Consider the following 17,099-nt stretch of genomic DNA (forward strand, 5'->3'; position numbering starts at 1 on the left):
ATTAATCAAATAGTTCATCAGGGATATGCTTTATAAAGGTTTGATTCGTAAAAAAATGAACAGCTAAATTCTCAAGGGGAACATCTTCAATTATTACTAATGTATCATTTTTAATCGGTAAAAAAGATATTCCTTTTCCATCAGCAATAAACTCTTCCATAAGCGAATAAGAATCCAACTGTTGAAGTTGTCGCTGAGATAGATTGTTTTCTTTTAGAAATTGTATTGTCTTATTCCTAAAAGGGCACTTTTTGTCATTGCTAACGAAGAAAATTTCTTTTGAATAATCAATGGTACATTTTTCTTTCGCTTTTAATAAGCCTACAGAAATTGAGGTTGTGAACACTTTTTTAAACGATGCGTCAGGATAATCCTCATAAGTTATGACCATATCAACTTTTTGTTGCTGCAGTAATTTTTGCAAATGACTACTACTTTCTACATATATTTGATAATTTCTGAAATTTACTTTAATACGCTTACTTAAATAATTTGTCAAAATAGATTGTGACGTCGCTATTATATAAGAAGAACCACTCGTTTTAATTTCATCTTTTACTTCTTCTAATAGAGTTAATATTTTATTCGTGTAATCTAATAAAATGTCACCAGCAGGTAACAAGGAAACACCTTTGTTATCTCTATGTAGTAAAGGCGTTTCTAATTCTTGTTCTAATTTTTTGATTCGCTCAGTTACGTTCGGTTGAACATATCCTAACTCTTTAGCAGCTTTACTAATAGAACCCTCACTGGCCACAGTTTTGAATATAATAAGATCATTTATTTCCATGTATCTCAGCCCCTTATGCACTATCATTATAAATGATACCAAACATAATTTATACCTATTTTACGTTAGCCGCTTATCGAGTTATCATAATGTATATAAGATTGAAAGCGAGTGATAAACATGATTGGAATGCAATATAAGGTCATTCTTCCAAAGGATTATGACATGGAAATTATTAAGAAAAGGGTAAAGGATAATGGCTATAAAACTGATGGTTTCCAAGAACTAAATTTTAAAGCTTATTTAATTACGGAAACGGAGAAAGACGGGAATTTTTATAACTGCTATGCACCTTTATATATTTGGAATGGTCATGAAGGGATGAATAAATTTATCTTTGAAGGGTATTACGATAACATTTTACAATCTTTTGGATGGCAACAAATACATATAGGTGTTCCATTAGTGGTTAATCTAAGTGATGGATTTAAGAAAAGTAGATATGTTGTTGAATATGCAGGAAGTATTTCTCAAAGTAAAACACTGATTGGGACTCAATTAAGCACTATGAATGAAGATGTACAAAACAACGAAAAGTGTTTAGGGAATGTAATCGTTTATAATCCGGATAAATGGGGATATAGTAGGTTTGAGTTTTATGAAGAGAAGCCTGATATTGTAGTGAATAAGGGTGTTACAGTATATGAGATTTTACACATTTCACGATGAAATTTTGTTGTATATTAAAAATAAGAAAAGGAATGAAAGTCTATGCCTTTTGTGAAGATTTATTATTCTGAAAACACATTAAATGAAGAAGAGTTGGAAAAAATGGGTGAATGTATCCATCTTTCATTAATTGAACATTTTAACATCCCTGAAAATGATTATTTTCAAATGTTCTTACCTTACCAACAAAACAAATTTTTATATAATCCATATTATTTGTTGGAAAGAGGAGAAAAGAGAACAGAGAATATGATTTATGTTTCTATTACATGTGGACCGGGAAGAACGGTGCAACAGAAAAAAGATTTGTATCAATCGGTATCCTTAAAAATTACGGAATATTCCGACGTTAAAACTTCGGATATTTTTATTACACTAAATGAGACAGCTGCTGAAAACTGGTCATTTGGTCAAGGGATAGCACAAATGGTGAAAATAAAGGGAGAAAAAAATGAAAAATGAACTTATTGAAGTACATATTAAAAAGAAAATGAGAGAAATGTCACCTGCATTTGCTCATTATAGTGAAAAGATATTATTTGAGGAAGTGTGGCGGGATGCCACTTTAACATTAAGAGAAAGAAGTTTGTGTACTGTGTCAGCACTAATCAGTCTCGGTAATACAGAACAATTACAATTTCATCTGAAGCTAGCTAAACAAAATGGGGTTATGGAGAATGAATTGGTTGCATTAATAACACATATGGCTTTTTACGTTGGTTGGCCAAAAGCTATGGCAGCTTTAAATATAGTAATGAATGAAATGAAAAGTTAAGAATAATGATAAGTAAGAATTCATGTTTATATGAATTCTTACTTATCATTATTTATGCAATACTCTATCGCTATATTTATTACATTTTATCTTGCTTTTTTATCACTTGCGTAGTAAAGTGATAGTAAGATGAACGCTAGGAAGTGATGAAACATGCGTGATAATACGATAGGATCATTAATATGGTTACGTTTAATACGATTTACGAACCAAAGTAATCAAATGTCAAATGAGTTTTTAAAACGTTTTGATTTAACGACAGCTCAATTTGATGTGCTTTTGCAAATACGTACGTATCAACCACTCACACAAATGGAGTTAGCTGAAAAGGTAACTGTTACACAAGGTGGCATTTCTCGAATGTTAACTCGTCTTGAAAAAGAAGGATATATTGTACGAAAACAAGATTGGAAAACGAAAACAATTAGTCTTACAGAGCAAGGAGAAGCTGCTTTAGAGAGAGCATTGCCAGAGCAACTTGCATTTCAATCTTCGTTTTTTGATGATGTATTAAATGAAGAAGAGCAGAAAATATTATACGAGCTGATGACGAAAGTTCATAAGCATAGCGAAAAAAAAGAATTACCGCAAGAGTAATTTTTTTACCTCATCAATTGACTAATCAAGTGATGAGGTAGGTAATACGGAGATATACTTGACTTACCAACGTTTTTAGAAGAAAAACTAATACTACATTATTAAAGGGGAGAGTAATTATGGAAAAATACCGTATAGATACAAGAAAAGGAATTGAGTTTGGGTTATATTCAATTGGCGATCATGTTTTAAATCCACATAATGGGGAGAAAATTACGCCAGAAAAAAGAATTCACGAACTAATTGAAACAGCTAAGTTAGCAGATGAGGCAGGGCTTGATGTGTTTGCTGTAGGCGAAAGTCATCAAACGCATTTTACAACGCAAGCTCATACAGTTATTTTAGGTGCGGTCGCGCAAGCTACGAAAAATATAAAAATTGCAAGTTCCGCAACGATATTAAGTACATCTGACCCAGTTCGAGTATATGAGGATTTCGCTACCATTGACTTGATTTCTAATGGTCGTGCTGAAATCGTAGCTGGTCGTGGATCTCGTATTGGAGGATATAGTTTACTTGGTTATGATGTGAATGATTATGAAGAGTTATTTGAAGAGAAGATGGATCTTTTATTAAAAATTAATAAAGAGGAACATGTAACATGGAATGGGCAGTTCAGAGCACCACTTGAGCATGCTTCAGTTATCCCTAGAGCTAAAAATAATAACCTGCCAATTTGGCGTGCGGTTGGTGGACCGCCAGCTAGTGCAATTAAAGCAGGACGTGCAGGTGTGCCAATGATGATAACAACACTTGGTGGTCCAGCAATTAACTTTAAAGTGTCAGTAGATGCTTACCGCGAGGCTGCTCAGCAAAGTGGATTTGATCCAGCTAGTTTACCAGTTGCGACAACGAGTTTATTTTATACGGCAAAAAATTCACAAGATGCACTTAGTGAATATTACCCTCACATTAATGCTGGTATGCTTACACTGCGCGGTGGTGGGTATCCGAAACAGCAATTTACAAATGCAATAGATTACCGCGATGCTTTAATGATTGGTAGCCCACAACAAATCATTGAGAAAATGCTTTACCAATATGAATTGTTTGGCCAACAACGCTTTATGGCACAAATTGATTTTGGCGGTGTACCATTTGATAAAATTGAGAAAAATATTGAATTAATTGCTACTGAAATATTACCAGCCGTTAGAAAACATACAGCAAAATAAATAAAAAAACTGGGAGTCTAATTGACTCTCAGTTTTTTTATTTGTTATGGAAAAATGACAAAAAAATGAACTTTTAGTCGAGGGAGAGGGAAGTTATTTTCTATTTTTGAATAACATTATTTCGAGTTTGAATTTTGAAAATACATTTTTCTCTTGACAAAAAATAAGCATTTATCGAGGGTAGTTTCGAGGACATTTTTTCGGTTGAAAGTCAAGTGTATGAAGAAAAAACGATTGTTTTATAGATATAAAAGTAAGCCGTATATTGAAAAAACACATTTTGCTAATGAAAAAAATCTGATTCAAAAAAATGACAAAAGACATATTTCAGACAAAATGATGTCAATAATACGTCAAAAATAACCTGAATTTACTATGCAGGTATATTATACAATTCGATTAACGAATAAAACACTACAGAAATAGTGAAAAGGTAAAAAATAGCATTACAATAGTTTGAAAAACTGAAACTTCATATTTTTCGACAATACATACAAAATGTTTTTGTCTTTTCGTATTTCTTAATAATTGAGTTTGATAAGATTGCTCAATTAACTTTTATTATAAAAACTATGAAGGAAGTGATTTTAGTATGGAAACGCTCGAATTGGCACGAATACAGTTCGCATCAACAACGATTTTCCATTACTTTTTTGTTCCGCTGTCAATTGGTTTAGCTTTTATTATTGCGATCATGCAAACGTTGTATGTGGTAAAAGGGCAAGAAGTATATAAGAAGATGGCAAAGTTTTGGACGCAATTATTCCTTATTAACTTTGCAGTAGGTGTAGTAACAGGTATTTTACAAGAATTTCAGTTTGGTATGAACTGGTCAACGTATTCACGTTTTGTAGGTGATGTATTTGGTCCCTCGCTTGCAATTGAAGGATTACTGGCATTTTTCATTGAGTCTACATTCCTAGGTTTATGGGTATTCGGTGAGGATAAATTACCGAAGCGAATTCACTTAATGTGTATTTGGCTCCTTTCAATTGGAACGATGTTATCAGCATTCTGGATTTTAACTGCAAGTGCATTTATGCAGTCACCTGTCGGGTATGAAATGGCAGCTGATGGTCGTGCACAAATGAATGATTTCTTAGCCATTATTCAAAACCCACAACTATGGGTACAATTCCCGCATACAATTACAGCAGCAATTGCAACAGGTGCATTCTTTATTGCGGGTGTAAGTGCATGGAAAATTACAAAGGGACAAGAAACTGTAGTATTTAAAAAATCTTTCCGCATTTCTATCATTGTTGGAACAATTACAACGGCGCTTGTATTATTCTTCGGTCATGCACAAGCGCAACAATTAATTAAGACACATCCAATGAAGATGGCGGCAGCTGAAGCGCTATGGAATACAAGTGAGGATCCAGCGCCATTTACAGTATTTTCGAAAATTGATACAGAGAAGAAAGAAAATTCGTTTGAAATTCAAATCCCTTATATGCTAAGTCTATTATCGTATGATAAGTTTAGCGGTCAAGTTGAAGGGATGAATCAAATTCAAAAACAATATGAAGAAAAATATGGACCTGGAGATTATATTCCTCCAGTGCATACAATGTTTTGGAGTTTTAGAGCGATGGTAATGAGTGGAACATTCATGCTTCTTCTAGGAGCTTACGGATGGTTCTTATCAAGAAAAGATCGTTTAGCTGAAAAAACGTGGTATTTAAAATTAATGGTGTATGCAATTTCTCTTCCATTCATCGGTAATACAGTAGGGTGGATTATGACTGAAATGGGTCGTCAACCTTGGGTTGTATTTGGTGTAATGAAAACAGAAGATGCTGTATCACCAAATGTAACATTCGGTGAAGTATTATTCTCACTTATTTCATTCACATCAATGTATTTAATTATGGGTGGAATTTGTGTGTACTTATTTGTTCGTACCATTAAGGGCCACAAGAATAAGAAAACGAAAAAGGATTATCAAAGCCATGATCCATTTGATAAGGAGGAAGAGTATGTTATCTCTTAATGAGTTATGGTTTTTAGTTATTGCAATCTTATTTGTTGGATTCTTCGTACTGGAAGGTTTCGACTTTGGGGTAGGAATGGTTTCGAGGTTTTTAGGAAAGAATGATTTTGAAAAACGAGTTTACTTAAATACAATAGGACCGTTCTGGCACGCGAATGAAGTATGGCTTGTTTGTGCTGGTGGAGCCATGTTTGCGGCATTTCCGCACTGGTATGCAACTTTATTTAGTGGTTTTTATATTCCGTTTGTATTTATGCTTCTTGCTTTAATTTTAAGAGGTGTTTCCTTTAAATTTCGTGCGAAAATAGATAATCATAAATGGAAGAGTGCGTGGGATTGGGGGATGTTTATTGGAAGTATGTTACCTCCTATCCTTTGGGGAGTTGCGATTGCAAACTTTATGGTAGGTGTACCTATTGATGAGAGTAAAAATGTTGTAGGTGGATTCCTGCAATTACTTCATCCATTTGCGTTACTTGGGGGAGTAATGTTTCTCCTACTATGTATTGTTCACGGATTACAATTTCTTACGATACGTACAACTGGTAAATTGAGAGAACGTGCACGAATTGCTGCAATAAAAATTGCACCATTTTCATTAATTACACTTCTTGTTTTTGCTGGTGTGGGGTTATGGAAAACCGACATTTTCACTGCTCATGGAACAGAATGGATTATGGTACCAATCGGAGCTTTTGTAGCACTATTAGTGTCCACGTTATTAAATAAAAGAAGAAGAGATGGTTGGGCTTTCTTTATGACGAGTTTAACAATCATTTTACTAAGTGCGAGTGTATTTATCGGTATGTTCCCACGTGTTATGATTAGCTCTTTAGGAGCAATGAATGATTTGACAATTTACAACGCAGCATCAGGAGCTTATGCATTAAAACTTATGACTTACTTTGCGATTGCTATTTTGCCTTTCGTTATCGGAAGTCAAATATGGAGTTATTATGTATTTAGACAACCTGTTAAGTCAGACAACGATTTGGAGTACTAATGAAAAGAAAAAGAGGACTTCCGTCTTATCCCGGTAGCCGTATTTTATATGTAGCGTTAACGATTATTAGTATTTTAGAAGCTTTTAGTATTATTGCGCAAACAATCTTTTTAGCACGAGCTATTACGTTTTTATTTCATGGAGAGACAGTACAAACAATATTAAGTGAAATTGTTTATTTTGGTATCGCGTTTGCAGCGCGTAACATAGTAGTTCGAACATCACAAATATTAGTGGAACGTTTTGCCGAAAAAACAGGGTCGTTACTAAGAAAACAATTGATAGAGGCATATTTCACATTAGGTCCAAGGTATGTTCAAACTGTTGGAACGGGTCATCTGGTTACCTTATCAATTGAGGGGATTGAGAAATTTAAAACATATATTGAATTAACGATTCCTAAAATGATTAGAAGTAGTATCGTTCCAGGTCTAATTGTACTATATGTTTTTACGCTAGATATTGAGTCTGGAATCATTTTAGTTGTAACGATTCCTATCGTGATTATATTTATGATTCTTCTCGGATTAGCAGCGCAAAAAATGGCAGATAGTCAGTATGAGATATATCGTGTACTTTCGAACCATTTTGTAGATACGTTAAAAGGTTTAGAAACATTAAAGTATTTAGGGAAAAGTGAACAGCACGAAGGAAAGATTGAAAAAGTAAGTAAAAGATATAGAAAAGCAACGATGCGTACTTTGCGAGTTGCTTTTCTTTCTTCTTTTGCATTAGATTTCTTTACGAGTTTATCAATCGCGTTTGTGGCAGTTGGATTAGGGATACGTTTAATAGATGAAACGATTATACTATTACCAGCCCTTACAATTTTGATTTTAGCTCCGGAATATTTTCTGCCGATTAAACAAGTGGGAGCAAATTATCATGCGACATTAGATGGACAAATTGCGATGGAGCAAATAGAAGAGATTTTGCAACAACAAAAAGGAATACAAAAGAAAGATTTAAATGAAGATATAGTATGGAATGCCTCTAGTAGCTTGAAATTACAAGATATCAAAGTTAATAATGCTGAATCTGAAAAGGCTATATTAGAAGGGATTAATTTTACTTGGGAAGGTAACGGTGCTATTGGTGTTATTGGTGAAAGTGGTGCAGGGAAATCGACGTTAATCGACGTATTAGCAGGTTTTTTATCTCCTTCGAGTGGAAAGATGTTAGTAAATGGTGTAGAAGTTGATGGATCTACTCGTGAAGATTGGCAAAAAAATATTGCTTATATTCCGCAGCAACCCTATATATTTCCGCTTTCATTAAAGGATAATATTCGTTTTTATGAAACAAATGCAACAGATGAAGAAGTTGAAAGAGTTATTAATGAAGTCGGCCTTCGTTCACTCGTTACATCACTTCCAAATGGGATGCACGAAAGAATTGGAGAAGGTGGACGTATGCTAAGTGGCGGACAAGAACAGCGTGTTGCTATGGCGCGTGCGCTTTTAAGTAAAAAACCAATCATTTTATTAGATGAGCCTACGGCACATCTTGATATTGAAACCGAATTTGAAATAAAGCAAGCGATGTTACATCTATTTAATGGAAAGTTAGTATTTTTAGCAACTCACCGTCTACATTGGATGAAACAAATGGACCATATCCTTATTTTAAATAAAGGGGAAATGAAAGAAAGTGGGACGTATGAAGAACTTTTAGAGAATGAGACATTACATTTTCATAGGGAAGAGAGGGGAGAGAAATGAGTAACTGGGTTAAACCTTATATAAAACAAAATAAAGGTAGAATGACTTTAACTATTTTCCTTGGTCTTCTTGGAGTTAGTTCAGGAGCGATGTTACTTTTTATTTCAGGTTATTTAATCTCAAAATCTGCCCTTAGACCAGAAAATGTAATGGCTGTATATGTTCCTATTGTTGCAACAAGAGCGTTTAGTATAGGGCAAGCTGTGTTTCATTATATAGAGCGCTTAGTCGGACATGATGTCGTACTACGTATATTAGAAAAAATGAGAACGAAGCTATATAGAATAGTAGAACCACAGGCGTTATTTTTCCGTTCTCGATTTCAAACGGGTGATATGTTAGGAGTGTTATCCGAAGATATAGAGCATTTGCAAAACCTATATTTACGTACAATATTTCCTAGTATATTAGCGCTAGTTGTTTATAGTATCTTCGTACTTGTTATCGGTGCATTTGACCTTGTGTTTGCACTTATTGTAGGTTGTATGTTAGCTATTATCGTGTTTCTTCTTCCATTTGTATCATTACTTTTGATGAAGAAACACCATGTTACTTTAAAGCAAGGCAGAAGCCGTTTGTATCAACAACTGACAGATGCTGTTTTTGGATTATCTGATTGGCAAGCAAGTGGTCGTAAAGATGAATTTATTAATGAGTATGTAAAACAAAATGATCAGTTGTTAAAAATCGAAAAGAGAGTGAAACGCTGGTATCATATTCGGGACAGTATCATTCAATTAGTAGTAGGTATTGTAGTTATTTCGATGATCATATGGACTGGGAATGGAGCGGCAAGTGAACAAATTGCTCCTACAGTTATCGCAGCTTTCGTATTAATGACTTTATCTGTAACGAACGCGCTTATTCCTATTGCAGATGCCATCGATCGAATACCGTCGTACGTAGAATCTACCCATCGTCTTAATGGCGTAGAAAGTGATAGTGTTTTACATGATGAAACGGATTTGCATGGAGAGAAAGATTATATTGAACCAAAACATGTAGATATTGAACTGAATCACGTATCGTATAGTTATCCAGATAGTAATGAGATTGTATTAAAAGATGTATCATTACAAATAAAAGCAGGGAAGAAAATTGCTATTTTAGGGAGAAGTGGGACAGGGAAATCTACTTTACTAAAATTGTTAACAGGGGCGTTAAGCCCAGTAAATGGCCAAGTTGTATTGAATGGTGAACGAGCTCATACGAATCTTTTATCTAAATATATTTCTGTATTAAATCAAAAGCCGCATTTGTTTGATACGACAATTGGAAATAATGTACGAATTGGCAAACCAGAGGCGACGGATGAAGAGATATGGAAAGCTTTAGAGAAAGCACAACTAGCTTCACATGTTACTTCTCTTCCAGACGGATTACAAACAAAAATGCATGAAATGGGAAAGCGGTTTTCTGGTGGGGAAAGACAAAGAGTTGCTTTTGCTAGAACTCTTATGCAAGAAACACCAATTATTGTACTTGATGAACCGACTATCGGTTTAGATCCAAAAACAGAATTGTCTTTAATTGAAACTATGTTTTCTGCAACGGAAGAAAAGACGGTTATTTGGATTACGCACCATCTTGTAGGAATAGAACATGTAGACGAAGTTATATTCCTTGATCGTGGCCAAATTGTCATGCAAGGTAGTCATAAACAACTTCTGAAAGAAAATGAAAAGTATCGTAAACTTTATGAGTTAGATAAAGGAATATAATTTGAATAAGCAATAATTGTAAAAATAGCTACGCCTAATGGTGAAGCTATTTTTTTTGTTAGATTGCAGGTGTATATGATTGTTACGAATTAAAAATGAATTTCATATTATACATATAATGGAGGGATGTGCATGAAGGAGCAATATAAAATCATTGTTTTAAGTGATGAATTATCAGGGGATAGGATTCGAAATACATTAGACAAAAATAAATGTAAAACAATAGTTCATGTTATAGACGTTTCAGATGTTGTTCGAATAGAAAATTCTTTTCAATATATAGTCATTTGGAGAGTGGACGCAGAAAAACTTACAAATGACTTGATAAATAGGGGCGTGCAAAGTTCAAAAATTATTAATTTAACAAAATACATGTATGAATGGAAGGATAAATTAATTTCTATCTATCAAATAAATCCGGATCTTATGTCTTTATACATTTCTATGAAAAAAGCAAAGAGTGATCCGACGTATGAATTGTTTGCTACCGGTTTGTCTTATCCACATTGTGGCATAAGTACGGAGCTCCTCTCAAAAAAGTCAATAAAATTAACACTTCCATCTCAAGATCTATACTATGATTATTTAATAGCGTCACAACTTCTATCAAACACTCATTCATTTCAATATTGTTTAATAGGAATAGCCTATTTCTCGTTTTTCTTTGATATGTCGTTATCATCTGAATCGTATAGAATTCACAAAGTATATTATCCATTGTTTCAAGATGGTCATCATACTGTAGTTCATTCTCCTCTACCCACTGATGGATTCTTACATCTAAATACTCCGAAACCACTTCTTTCTATTTTTAATTTGCATTTTGAATATATTTTATTAGATGAACTAAAAGATGAATCATTGATACTGCCTTGGATAAATGCTGAATGGAATATCATTCCACTTCACATTCCTTTTGAAGAACACGGGAAAATAAGAGCAGCTTCACATGCTAAATTGGCGTATCCTCATACTTTAGTTGAAAATAAAATGATTTTTAAGAAATATTTAGAATTACTGTTGAAAAACGATATAAAGCCATTAATTGTTGTGTTCCCCGTTACCTCACATTATTTCAATTGTAGTAGTAAGAAATTAAAAGAAGATTTTTATAAAGTTATAAATGATTTTCAAACTCAATATTCTTTTCAAATTATAGATCTATTTGATTCACCATTATTTTGTGATGATGATTTTTATGATAGTGATCATATGAATAAAAAAGGTGCAAATAAAATGTCCGCGTTATTAAATATGTTTATTCAGGAACGAAAAGTATGATATTTTGTTTCATGTTTGCATAAAAGTATATAGGCTCCATACAGTTAAAGTAATGTGATTTTTGTGTCGCGTATATAAATAATATGCGAAGAGGTGAGAGAGTTAAAATGAGAACTCGTATTGAAAGAACTGAAGAGGTGGTAGAGCAACTTGCGTTGGTAAGTGTATTAATTCCTACGTATAATCGTCCTCGTTACTTTGAAAAGGCGTTATGTAGTGTATTAGAACAAACATACCCTAATATAGAAATTATAGTTGGAGATGACAGCACGAATGATGAAACAGAAAAAGTGTTACAAAAATATTTATGTAATCATTCAAATATTATTTATATAAAAAATAGATCAACTCTCGGACAATTTGAAAATGCGTTAATGTTATTTCATGAAGCGAACGGTGAGTATATAAATTTTTTAATGGATGATGATGTATTTCATGTAAATAAAATTGAAAAAATGATGAAGTATTTTTTCCATGATTTAGATAATGAAATTAAGCTTGTAACATCTCATCGTCAAGTAATTGATGATAAAGGGAAAGAACTGCGACATATTTATTCAACTGTCCGTTTATTTGATGAAGATACGATTATAGAGGGAACAGAATTAGGAAATAAGGTAATTGTGGAGCAAAAAAATTATATTGGAGAACCGACAACAGTTTTATTTCGTAAAAATGATTTGCAAGAACCATATGGGATTTTTGATAAGAGGCGGTATTTATGTAACGTAGATATAGCTTCATGGTTATCTTTATTAAGTAAAGGAAAAGCAGTATATATATCAGAAACACTTAGTTACTTTCGATTACATCCAGATCAACAGTTAAATGAATCTAATAAAATGATGGATGGGTTAGAAGATTTTTCACACAGTATTATAGCAGGAGAACAATATGGTTTCTTATCCACCGAAAAAGAGTTAGACAAAGCGGTAACTAATTTTCTAGATTATGCAAGAAGGATAGTTCCATCATCCATATTATATACATTAGACTATTACCAAAAAATTAGAGCGAAGAAAATAAACATAGAAAAGAAAAAACAACATATAAATAATAATTCTTCTTTACCGAAAGTAAGTATACTTATTCCTGCGTACAATAGACCTTATTACTTGGAATTAGCGCTCAACAGTGCTCTGAATCAAACATATGAAAATATAGAAATTATTATTTCTGACGACAGTACAAATAATGAAGTCAATGCTATGATTCAACCGTACTTACGTGAATATGAGTGTATTACATATGTTAAAAATGAAACGCCGTTAGTTGCCGAAAACTTTAATAAGTGTGTAGAACTTGCGGATGGGAACTATATAAACTTTTTATTAGATGATGATTTATTTCATCATGAAAAGATCGAGAGAATGATGCAATACTTTTTGACGTTAGAAAATATTTCATTTGTGACGTCATATCGTGAACTGATTGATGAGAATGGAGAGATATTACCACCTTCAACATTAAATATGAAAATCGCGAAAGAAACTACACTTTTTGAAGGAAAAGAATTAGGGAATTATATGTTAAAAAACTTGAAAAATGTAGTTGGTGAGCCGACAACTGTTTTGTTTAATCGGAATTTGTTTGACGGGAAGTTTGGATGTTTTAAAGGAAAGGCTTATTCTGCTATTAATGACATTGCAACTTGGCTAGATATGATGAGGAAAGGAAAAGTAGTTTATATACAAGAACCTCTTAGTTATTTTAGACAACATAGTGGACAAAATCAAAAACAAATGCATTTTATTTTAATGACAATTGAAGAGTGGATTGAATTAATTATAGATGCATATAATAGTGGATTTTTAAGTTCCGAAAGTGAGTATAAAGAGAGTTTATCTTATTGTTTAGAAAATGCGGGATTTATAGTTAAGGATGCAGTAAGAAATGGCGAACTAGATCAAATTTATAATGAAAAGATAAAAAAAGGATTAAACAAGTTAGTTGCTCATATGTTCGAGAAAGAATCTTGTTATTGTCAATATTGCAATCAACAATTTGAAAAATTTTCACCTTGGCCAGCACATTATGATTTTCCGAAATATAAATTTGAGATGTGGAATAAAGATACAGGGATATGTCCAGTTTGTAATTCGATGGATCGTGAAAGATTGTATCGTGCGTACATTGAAACGGAAACGGACTTGTTAAATAGAAACTATACAATGCTTCATATTGCACCTGAAGCGAAGTTAAGAGATTGGTTTAACGAGTATAAAAATATTACGTATGTATGTGGTGACTTAGAACCAAAGGATCCATTAATGAAGGAAATTGATGTTACAAGGATTACATATGATAGTAATACTTTTGATGTAATATTATGTAGTCATGTGTTAGAACACGTTCCTGATGATGACAAAGCAATGCGAGAGTTATATAGAGTGTTAAAGCCAAATGGATGGGGAATTATTCAAGTACCAATCGTAATGAATGTAGATTTTATTGTAGAGAATGAATTAATTGTAACACCACAATTGAGGAAACTAGCTTTTGGTCAAGAAGATCATGTGAGAATTTATAATCAATCGGGATTTATTCAACGATTAATGAATGCAGGATTTAAGGTAGAATTATATAACATAGCGGAAAAACAAGGAATGAAAAGTGCTAGGAAATTTGGATTATCTGAAACAGATATGCTCTATATTGTCCGAAAATGATAGGAAGGAATAGATAGATATGGAGAATATTCCTTTTTTACGTGCTTCAACTGTACCTGTAAGTGAGTATTTGGACGAATTGAAGGAAATTGATACATCTCACATATATACGAATTATGGACCTATAAATCAACGTTTTGAGGAAACAATTATGTCGGCGTTTTTTCAAAACAGGGGAGCTGTTACAACAGTAGCAAACGCAACGTTAGGGTTAATGGCGGCTATTCAACTAAAGAAAAGAAGAAAGGGAAAGTATGCTCTCATGCCTAGCTTTACATTCCCTGCGACTGCCTTAGCCGCTATTTGGTGTGGATTGGAACCTTACTTTATTGATATTTCAATAGATGATTGGTATATGGATAAAACGGTACTTTTGGATAAGATAGAAGAATTAAAAGAAGAGGTTGCGATTGTTGTCCCGTACGCCACCTTTGGATCATGGATGAACTTAGAAGAATATGAAGAATTAGAGAAGAAGGGGATTCCGGTTGTCGTAGATGCGGCGCCGGGATTTGGATTAATGAATGGAGGGATGCATTACGGTCAAGATTTTAGTGGAATGATCGTATATAGCTTTCATGCAACAAAGCCGTTCGGAATTGGTGAAGGAGGGCTCATATATAGTAAAAACGAAGAAGATATACAACGTATTAAAAGAATGGGGAATTTCGGATTTGATAAAAATCGTGAATGCACGATGATGGGGTTTAATTGTAAAATGTCTGAATACGCAGCAGCTATTGGGATTGCGACTATAAAAAAGTGGGATCAAAAATTAAAAGAACGCACCCGTATTTCTGAATGGTATAAACAGTTGTTACAAAATACTGGGTTAATGAAAAAAGGGTGGAAAGTCCAAAAGACAGAAGCAGTTATTCACCAATTTATGCCTATCATTTGTCCAGAAGAAGTTCGCAACATACAAGTAATAGAAGAACTGAAAAAACAGAAAATAGAAGCTAGATTATACTTTTCACCATCTTGCCACCAACAAGTTCTTTTTAAAAACTATAAGTCTACAGATTTAACAAAAACGAATAAAATAGCAAAACGAATCGTAAGTTTACCTTTATGGGAAGGAATGACGAAAGAACTAGTAGAGCAAATTGTAATCTGTTTAGAGCAGAAGGTGGTGTCGGTAGATGAATAGTTTTTATAGTCAAGAAGAACTAAAGAAAATTGGATTTTTATCTGTTGGGAAAAATGTATTGGTTAGTAAAAAAGCAAGTATATATAATCCGAGTGCTATATCAGTTGGCAATCATGTAAGAATTGATGATTTTTGCATTTTAAGTGGTAAAATCACAATTGGAAGTTATTCGCACATCTCGGCGTATACAGCGTTATATGGAGGGGAAATTGGGATTGAAATGCATGACTTTGCAAACATTTCAGCTAAAACAATCGTATATGCAGTACTTGATGATTTCAGTGGAAATACATTAATGGGGCCAACCGTCCCGAATCAATATAGGAATGTGAAAGTAGGAAAAGTTATTTTTAAAAAACATGTGATTATTGGTGCTAATTCTATTATTTTTCCAAATGTAACTGTAGGAGAAGGTACGGCAGTCGGCGCGATGAGTATGGTAAAAGAGAGTTTAGATGATTGGTATATTTACGCTGGAGTTCCCGTAAGGAAAGTAAAACCTCGTCAAAAAAAGATGCTAGAGTTGGAAATTGATTTTTTAAAAAGCATTCATTCTTAATAAAAAAGAATGAATGCTTTTTATTTTTATCTCGCTATTTGCCGGGCAGTAAGACTTCACCTCAAAATTCAGCGAAAGCAAAGAAATTAGGTGGGAGCTGATTAAAGTTTCACTTTATGATAGAGCAGAGTGTATCTTAACTTATTATGTTTTAAATTTTGCTGACCAAGGCAATACTGAGCCATAGTGAATGTAAAGTTGGAGGGCGAGCGTATATGTTTGATGAGGATGGGATTGTTTTAATTATGGAACCAGCTGATGAAAGAAACTTGAGGAGATTTATTTTTTCAGTGCCACAGTCAGTGTATGAAAAGAAGGGGATTACATTATACTATGGAGCAGCTATAGGACAAGGATATATGGATATAATTGAAGATATTATAAGCGTACATATAGAAATAGATGTTGTAACAATAATAGGGCATGTAAGAGTATAAATAGCTATTTGAAAAAAGGTTGTAAGCAATTTAGCTAGAAGTTATGATAGAGAAAATTATAGACAATTATAAAGACGAAGGGAGTCTGAAATGAAAATAAAATCAATTTTATTAGTATTTATAGTTTCAATTGGTTTAATGGGATGTTCAATAGTGGAGGAAGGAAAGAACTCCATAGATTATGCTCAAAAGGCGACAGACTATGTAAATGAAATAAGCGCATTTGCAAATGAAGCACCGGCATTAGCAGAGAAAGCTATTAACGATGGGACAGCTCGAAAAGAATTAGAAACGAAGCTGAATGAAATTAAACAAGATATACCAGCTTTCAATGAATTAACGCCACCAGATGTAGCGAAGGATCTTCATCAACAAATCGTTGGATATAATGAAAAGCTAAATTCGTTAATTGATACGTCTATGAAAAAGATAGAGGAAGGAAAAATGGACGTAGAGCAATTTAAAAACTCAGAGCTCATGCAGACGATAGATCAAGTTCGTGATTTGAAAGATAAGGTGCAAAATTTAGGTCAATAACAAAAAGCTCCGTTTGTTA

Annotated in this window: 16 protein-coding genes; 15 read left to right on the plus strand and 1 reads right to left on the minus strand. The window is 33.3% G+C overall.

Translation table 11 applies throughout. The annotated features are described in order from the left end of the window. Window position 1 precedes the first annotated feature (1 nt). On the minus strand, window positions 2–790 hold the full coding sequence (locus tag CQ064_RS10800) for a LysR family transcriptional regulator (protein WP_000404995.1): 789 nt from the start codon (window positions 788–790) through the stop codon (window positions 2–4). 120 nt (window positions 791–910) lie between these two features. On the opposite strand from CQ064_RS10800, the gene CQ064_RS10805 reads away from it, so the two are divergent. The 15 genes from CQ064_RS10805 (at window position 911) to CQ064_RS10875 (ending at window position 17,080) form a co-directional block, all read left to right on the plus strand. Next, window positions 911–1,459 (plus strand): DUF4865 family protein, encoded by a 549-nt coding sequence (locus CQ064_RS10805; RefSeq protein WP_000579908.1) that lies wholly within the window; start codon window positions 911–913, stop codon window positions 1,457–1,459. A gap of 42 nt (window positions 1,460–1,501) precedes the next feature. Next, window positions 1,502–1,921 carry a tautomerase family protein gene (locus CQ064_RS10810; RefSeq protein ID WP_001117237.1) on the plus strand — a complete coding sequence of 140 codons (420 nt, stop codon included), beginning with the start codon at window positions 1,502–1,504 and terminating at the stop codon, window positions 1,919–1,921. Beyond that, window positions 1,911–2,234, plus strand: a complete 324-nt coding sequence (locus tag CQ064_RS10815; protein WP_000787201.1) for a carboxymuconolactone decarboxylase family protein — start codon at window positions 1,911–1,913, stop codon at window positions 2,232–2,234. Before CQ064_RS10810 ends, CQ064_RS10815 begins: the two co-directional genes overlap by 11 nt. A gap of 153 nt (window positions 2,235–2,387) precedes the next feature. Beyond that, the gene (locus CQ064_RS10820) at window positions 2,388–2,831 is read left to right on the plus strand and encodes a MarR family winged helix-turn-helix transcriptional regulator (protein WP_001205523.1); all 444 of its coding nucleotides are present in this window, start codon (window positions 2,388–2,390) and stop codon (window positions 2,829–2,831) included. A gap of 119 nt (window positions 2,832–2,950) precedes the next feature. Beyond that, window positions 2,951–4,006 carry an LLM class flavin-dependent oxidoreductase gene (locus CQ064_RS10825; protein ID WP_000417549.1) on the plus strand — a complete coding sequence of 352 codons (1,056 nt, stop codon included), beginning with the start codon at window positions 2,951–2,953 and terminating at the stop codon, window positions 4,004–4,006. A 592-nt stretch (window positions 4,007–4,598) separates the two neighbouring features. After that, the gene (cydA, locus tag CQ064_RS10830; protein ID WP_000448869.1) at window positions 4,599–6,002 is read left to right on the plus strand and encodes a cytochrome ubiquinol oxidase subunit I; all 1,404 of its coding nucleotides are present in this window, start codon (window positions 4,599–4,601) and stop codon (window positions 6,000–6,002) included. Beyond that, on the plus strand, window positions 5,989–7,005 hold the full coding sequence (gene cydB / locus CQ064_RS10835; protein ID WP_000950083.1) for a cytochrome d ubiquinol oxidase subunit II: 1,017 nt from the start codon (window positions 5,989–5,991) through the stop codon (window positions 7,003–7,005). The genes cydA and cydB overlap by 14 nt, the downstream gene beginning before the upstream one ends. After that, window positions 7,005–8,726: a thiol reductant ABC exporter subunit CydD gene (gene cydD, locus CQ064_RS10840; RefSeq protein WP_000824029.1), complete on the plus strand. Its 1,722-nt coding sequence runs from the start codon at window positions 7,005–7,007 to the stop codon at window positions 8,724–8,726. The genes cydB and cydD overlap by 1 nt, the downstream gene beginning before the upstream one ends. Beyond that, a complete protein-coding gene (cydC, locus tag CQ064_RS10845; protein WP_000073638.1) occupies window positions 8,723–10,447 on the plus strand; it encodes a thiol reductant ABC exporter subunit CydC in 1,725 nt (574 codons plus the stop codon). The genes cydD and cydC overlap by 4 nt, the downstream gene beginning before the upstream one ends. A 132-nt stretch (window positions 10,448–10,579) precedes the next feature. Then, entirely contained in the window at window positions 10,580–11,728 is a 1,149-nt protein-coding gene (locus CQ064_RS10850; RefSeq protein WP_000664244.1) for a hypothetical protein, read from the plus strand. A 107-nt stretch (window positions 11,729–11,835) separates the two neighbouring features. After that, entirely contained in the window at window positions 11,836–14,397 is a 2,562-nt protein-coding gene (locus tag CQ064_RS10855) for a glycosyltransferase (protein WP_001260416.1), read from the plus strand. Window positions 14,398–14,416: 19 nt separating this feature from the next. Next, window positions 14,417–15,547: a DegT/DnrJ/EryC1/StrS aminotransferase family protein gene (locus tag CQ064_RS10860; protein ID WP_000427961.1), complete on the plus strand. Its 1,131-nt coding sequence runs from the start codon at window positions 14,417–14,419 to the stop codon at window positions 15,545–15,547. Continuing rightward, a complete protein-coding gene (locus tag CQ064_RS10865) occupies window positions 15,540–16,106 on the plus strand; it encodes an acyltransferase (protein WP_001084183.1) in 567 nt (188 codons plus the stop codon). Before CQ064_RS10860 ends, CQ064_RS10865 begins: the two co-directional genes overlap by 8 nt. Window positions 16,107–16,321: 215 nt before the next feature. Next, window positions 16,322–16,543, plus strand: coding sequence for a hypothetical protein (locus CQ064_RS10870; protein WP_000459106.1), 222 nt, complete (start codon window positions 16,322–16,324; stop codon window positions 16,541–16,543). A gap of 90 nt (window positions 16,544–16,633) precedes the next feature. Then, on the plus strand, window positions 16,634–17,080 hold the full coding sequence (locus tag CQ064_RS10875; protein WP_000695205.1) for a DUF6376 family protein: 447 nt from the start codon (window positions 16,634–16,636) through the stop codon (window positions 17,078–17,080). Window positions 17,081–17,099: the final 19 nt, after the last annotated feature.

It is taken from the genome of Bacillus sp. MYb78 (assembly GCF_002975115.1).
In the GTDB taxonomy this organism is placed as follows: Bacteria; Bacillota; Bacilli; order Bacillales; family Bacillaceae_G; genus Bacillus_A; species Bacillus_A cereus.

Coding starts and splice junctions, on each gene's coding strand:
- CQ064_RS10800 (WP_000404995.1), bottom strand. CDS start 790: ATGGAAATAAATGATCTTATTATATTCAAAACTGTGGCCAGTGAGGGT.
- CQ064_RS10805 (WP_000579908.1), top strand. CDS start 911: ATGATTGGAATGCAATATAAGGTCATTCTTCCAAAGGATTATGACATG.
- CQ064_RS10810 (WP_001117237.1), top strand. CDS start 1,502: ATGCCTTTTGTGAAGATTTATTATTCTGAAAACACATTAAATGAAGAA.
- CQ064_RS10815 (WP_000787201.1), top strand. CDS start 1,911: ATGAAAAATGAACTTATTGAAGTACATATTAAAAAGAAAATGAGAGAA.
- CQ064_RS10820 (WP_001205523.1), top strand. CDS start 2,388: ATGCGTGATAATACGATAGGATCATTAATATGGTTACGTTTAATACGA.
- CQ064_RS10825 (WP_000417549.1), top strand. CDS start 2,951: ATGGAAAAATACCGTATAGATACAAGAAAAGGAATTGAGTTTGGGTTA.
- cydA (WP_000448869.1), top strand. CDS start 4,599: ATGGAAACGCTCGAATTGGCACGAATACAGTTCGCATCAACAACGATT.
- cydB (WP_000950083.1), top strand. CDS start 5,989: ATGTTATCTCTTAATGAGTTATGGTTTTTAGTTATTGCAATCTTATTT.
- cydD (WP_000824029.1), top strand. CDS start 7,005: ATGAAAAGAAAAAGAGGACTTCCGTCTTATCCCGGTAGCCGTATTTTA.
- cydC (WP_000073638.1), top strand. CDS start 8,723: ATGAGTAACTGGGTTAAACCTTATATAAAACAAAATAAAGGTAGAATG.
- CQ064_RS10850 (WP_000664244.1), top strand. CDS start 10,580: ATGAAGGAGCAATATAAAATCATTGTTTTAAGTGATGAATTATCAGGG.
- CQ064_RS10855 (WP_001260416.1), top strand. CDS start 11,836: ATGAGAACTCGTATTGAAAGAACTGAAGAGGTGGTAGAGCAACTTGCG.
- CQ064_RS10860 (WP_000427961.1), top strand. CDS start 14,417: ATGGAGAATATTCCTTTTTTACGTGCTTCAACTGTACCTGTAAGTGAG.
- CQ064_RS10865 (WP_001084183.1), top strand. CDS start 15,540: ATGAATAGTTTTTATAGTCAAGAAGAACTAAAGAAAATTGGATTTTTA.
- CQ064_RS10870 (WP_000459106.1), top strand. CDS start 16,322: ATGTTTGATGAGGATGGGATTGTTTTAATTATGGAACCAGCTGATGAA.
- CQ064_RS10875 (WP_000695205.1), top strand. CDS start 16,634: ATGAAAATAAAATCAATTTTATTAGTATTTATAGTTTCAATTGGTTTA.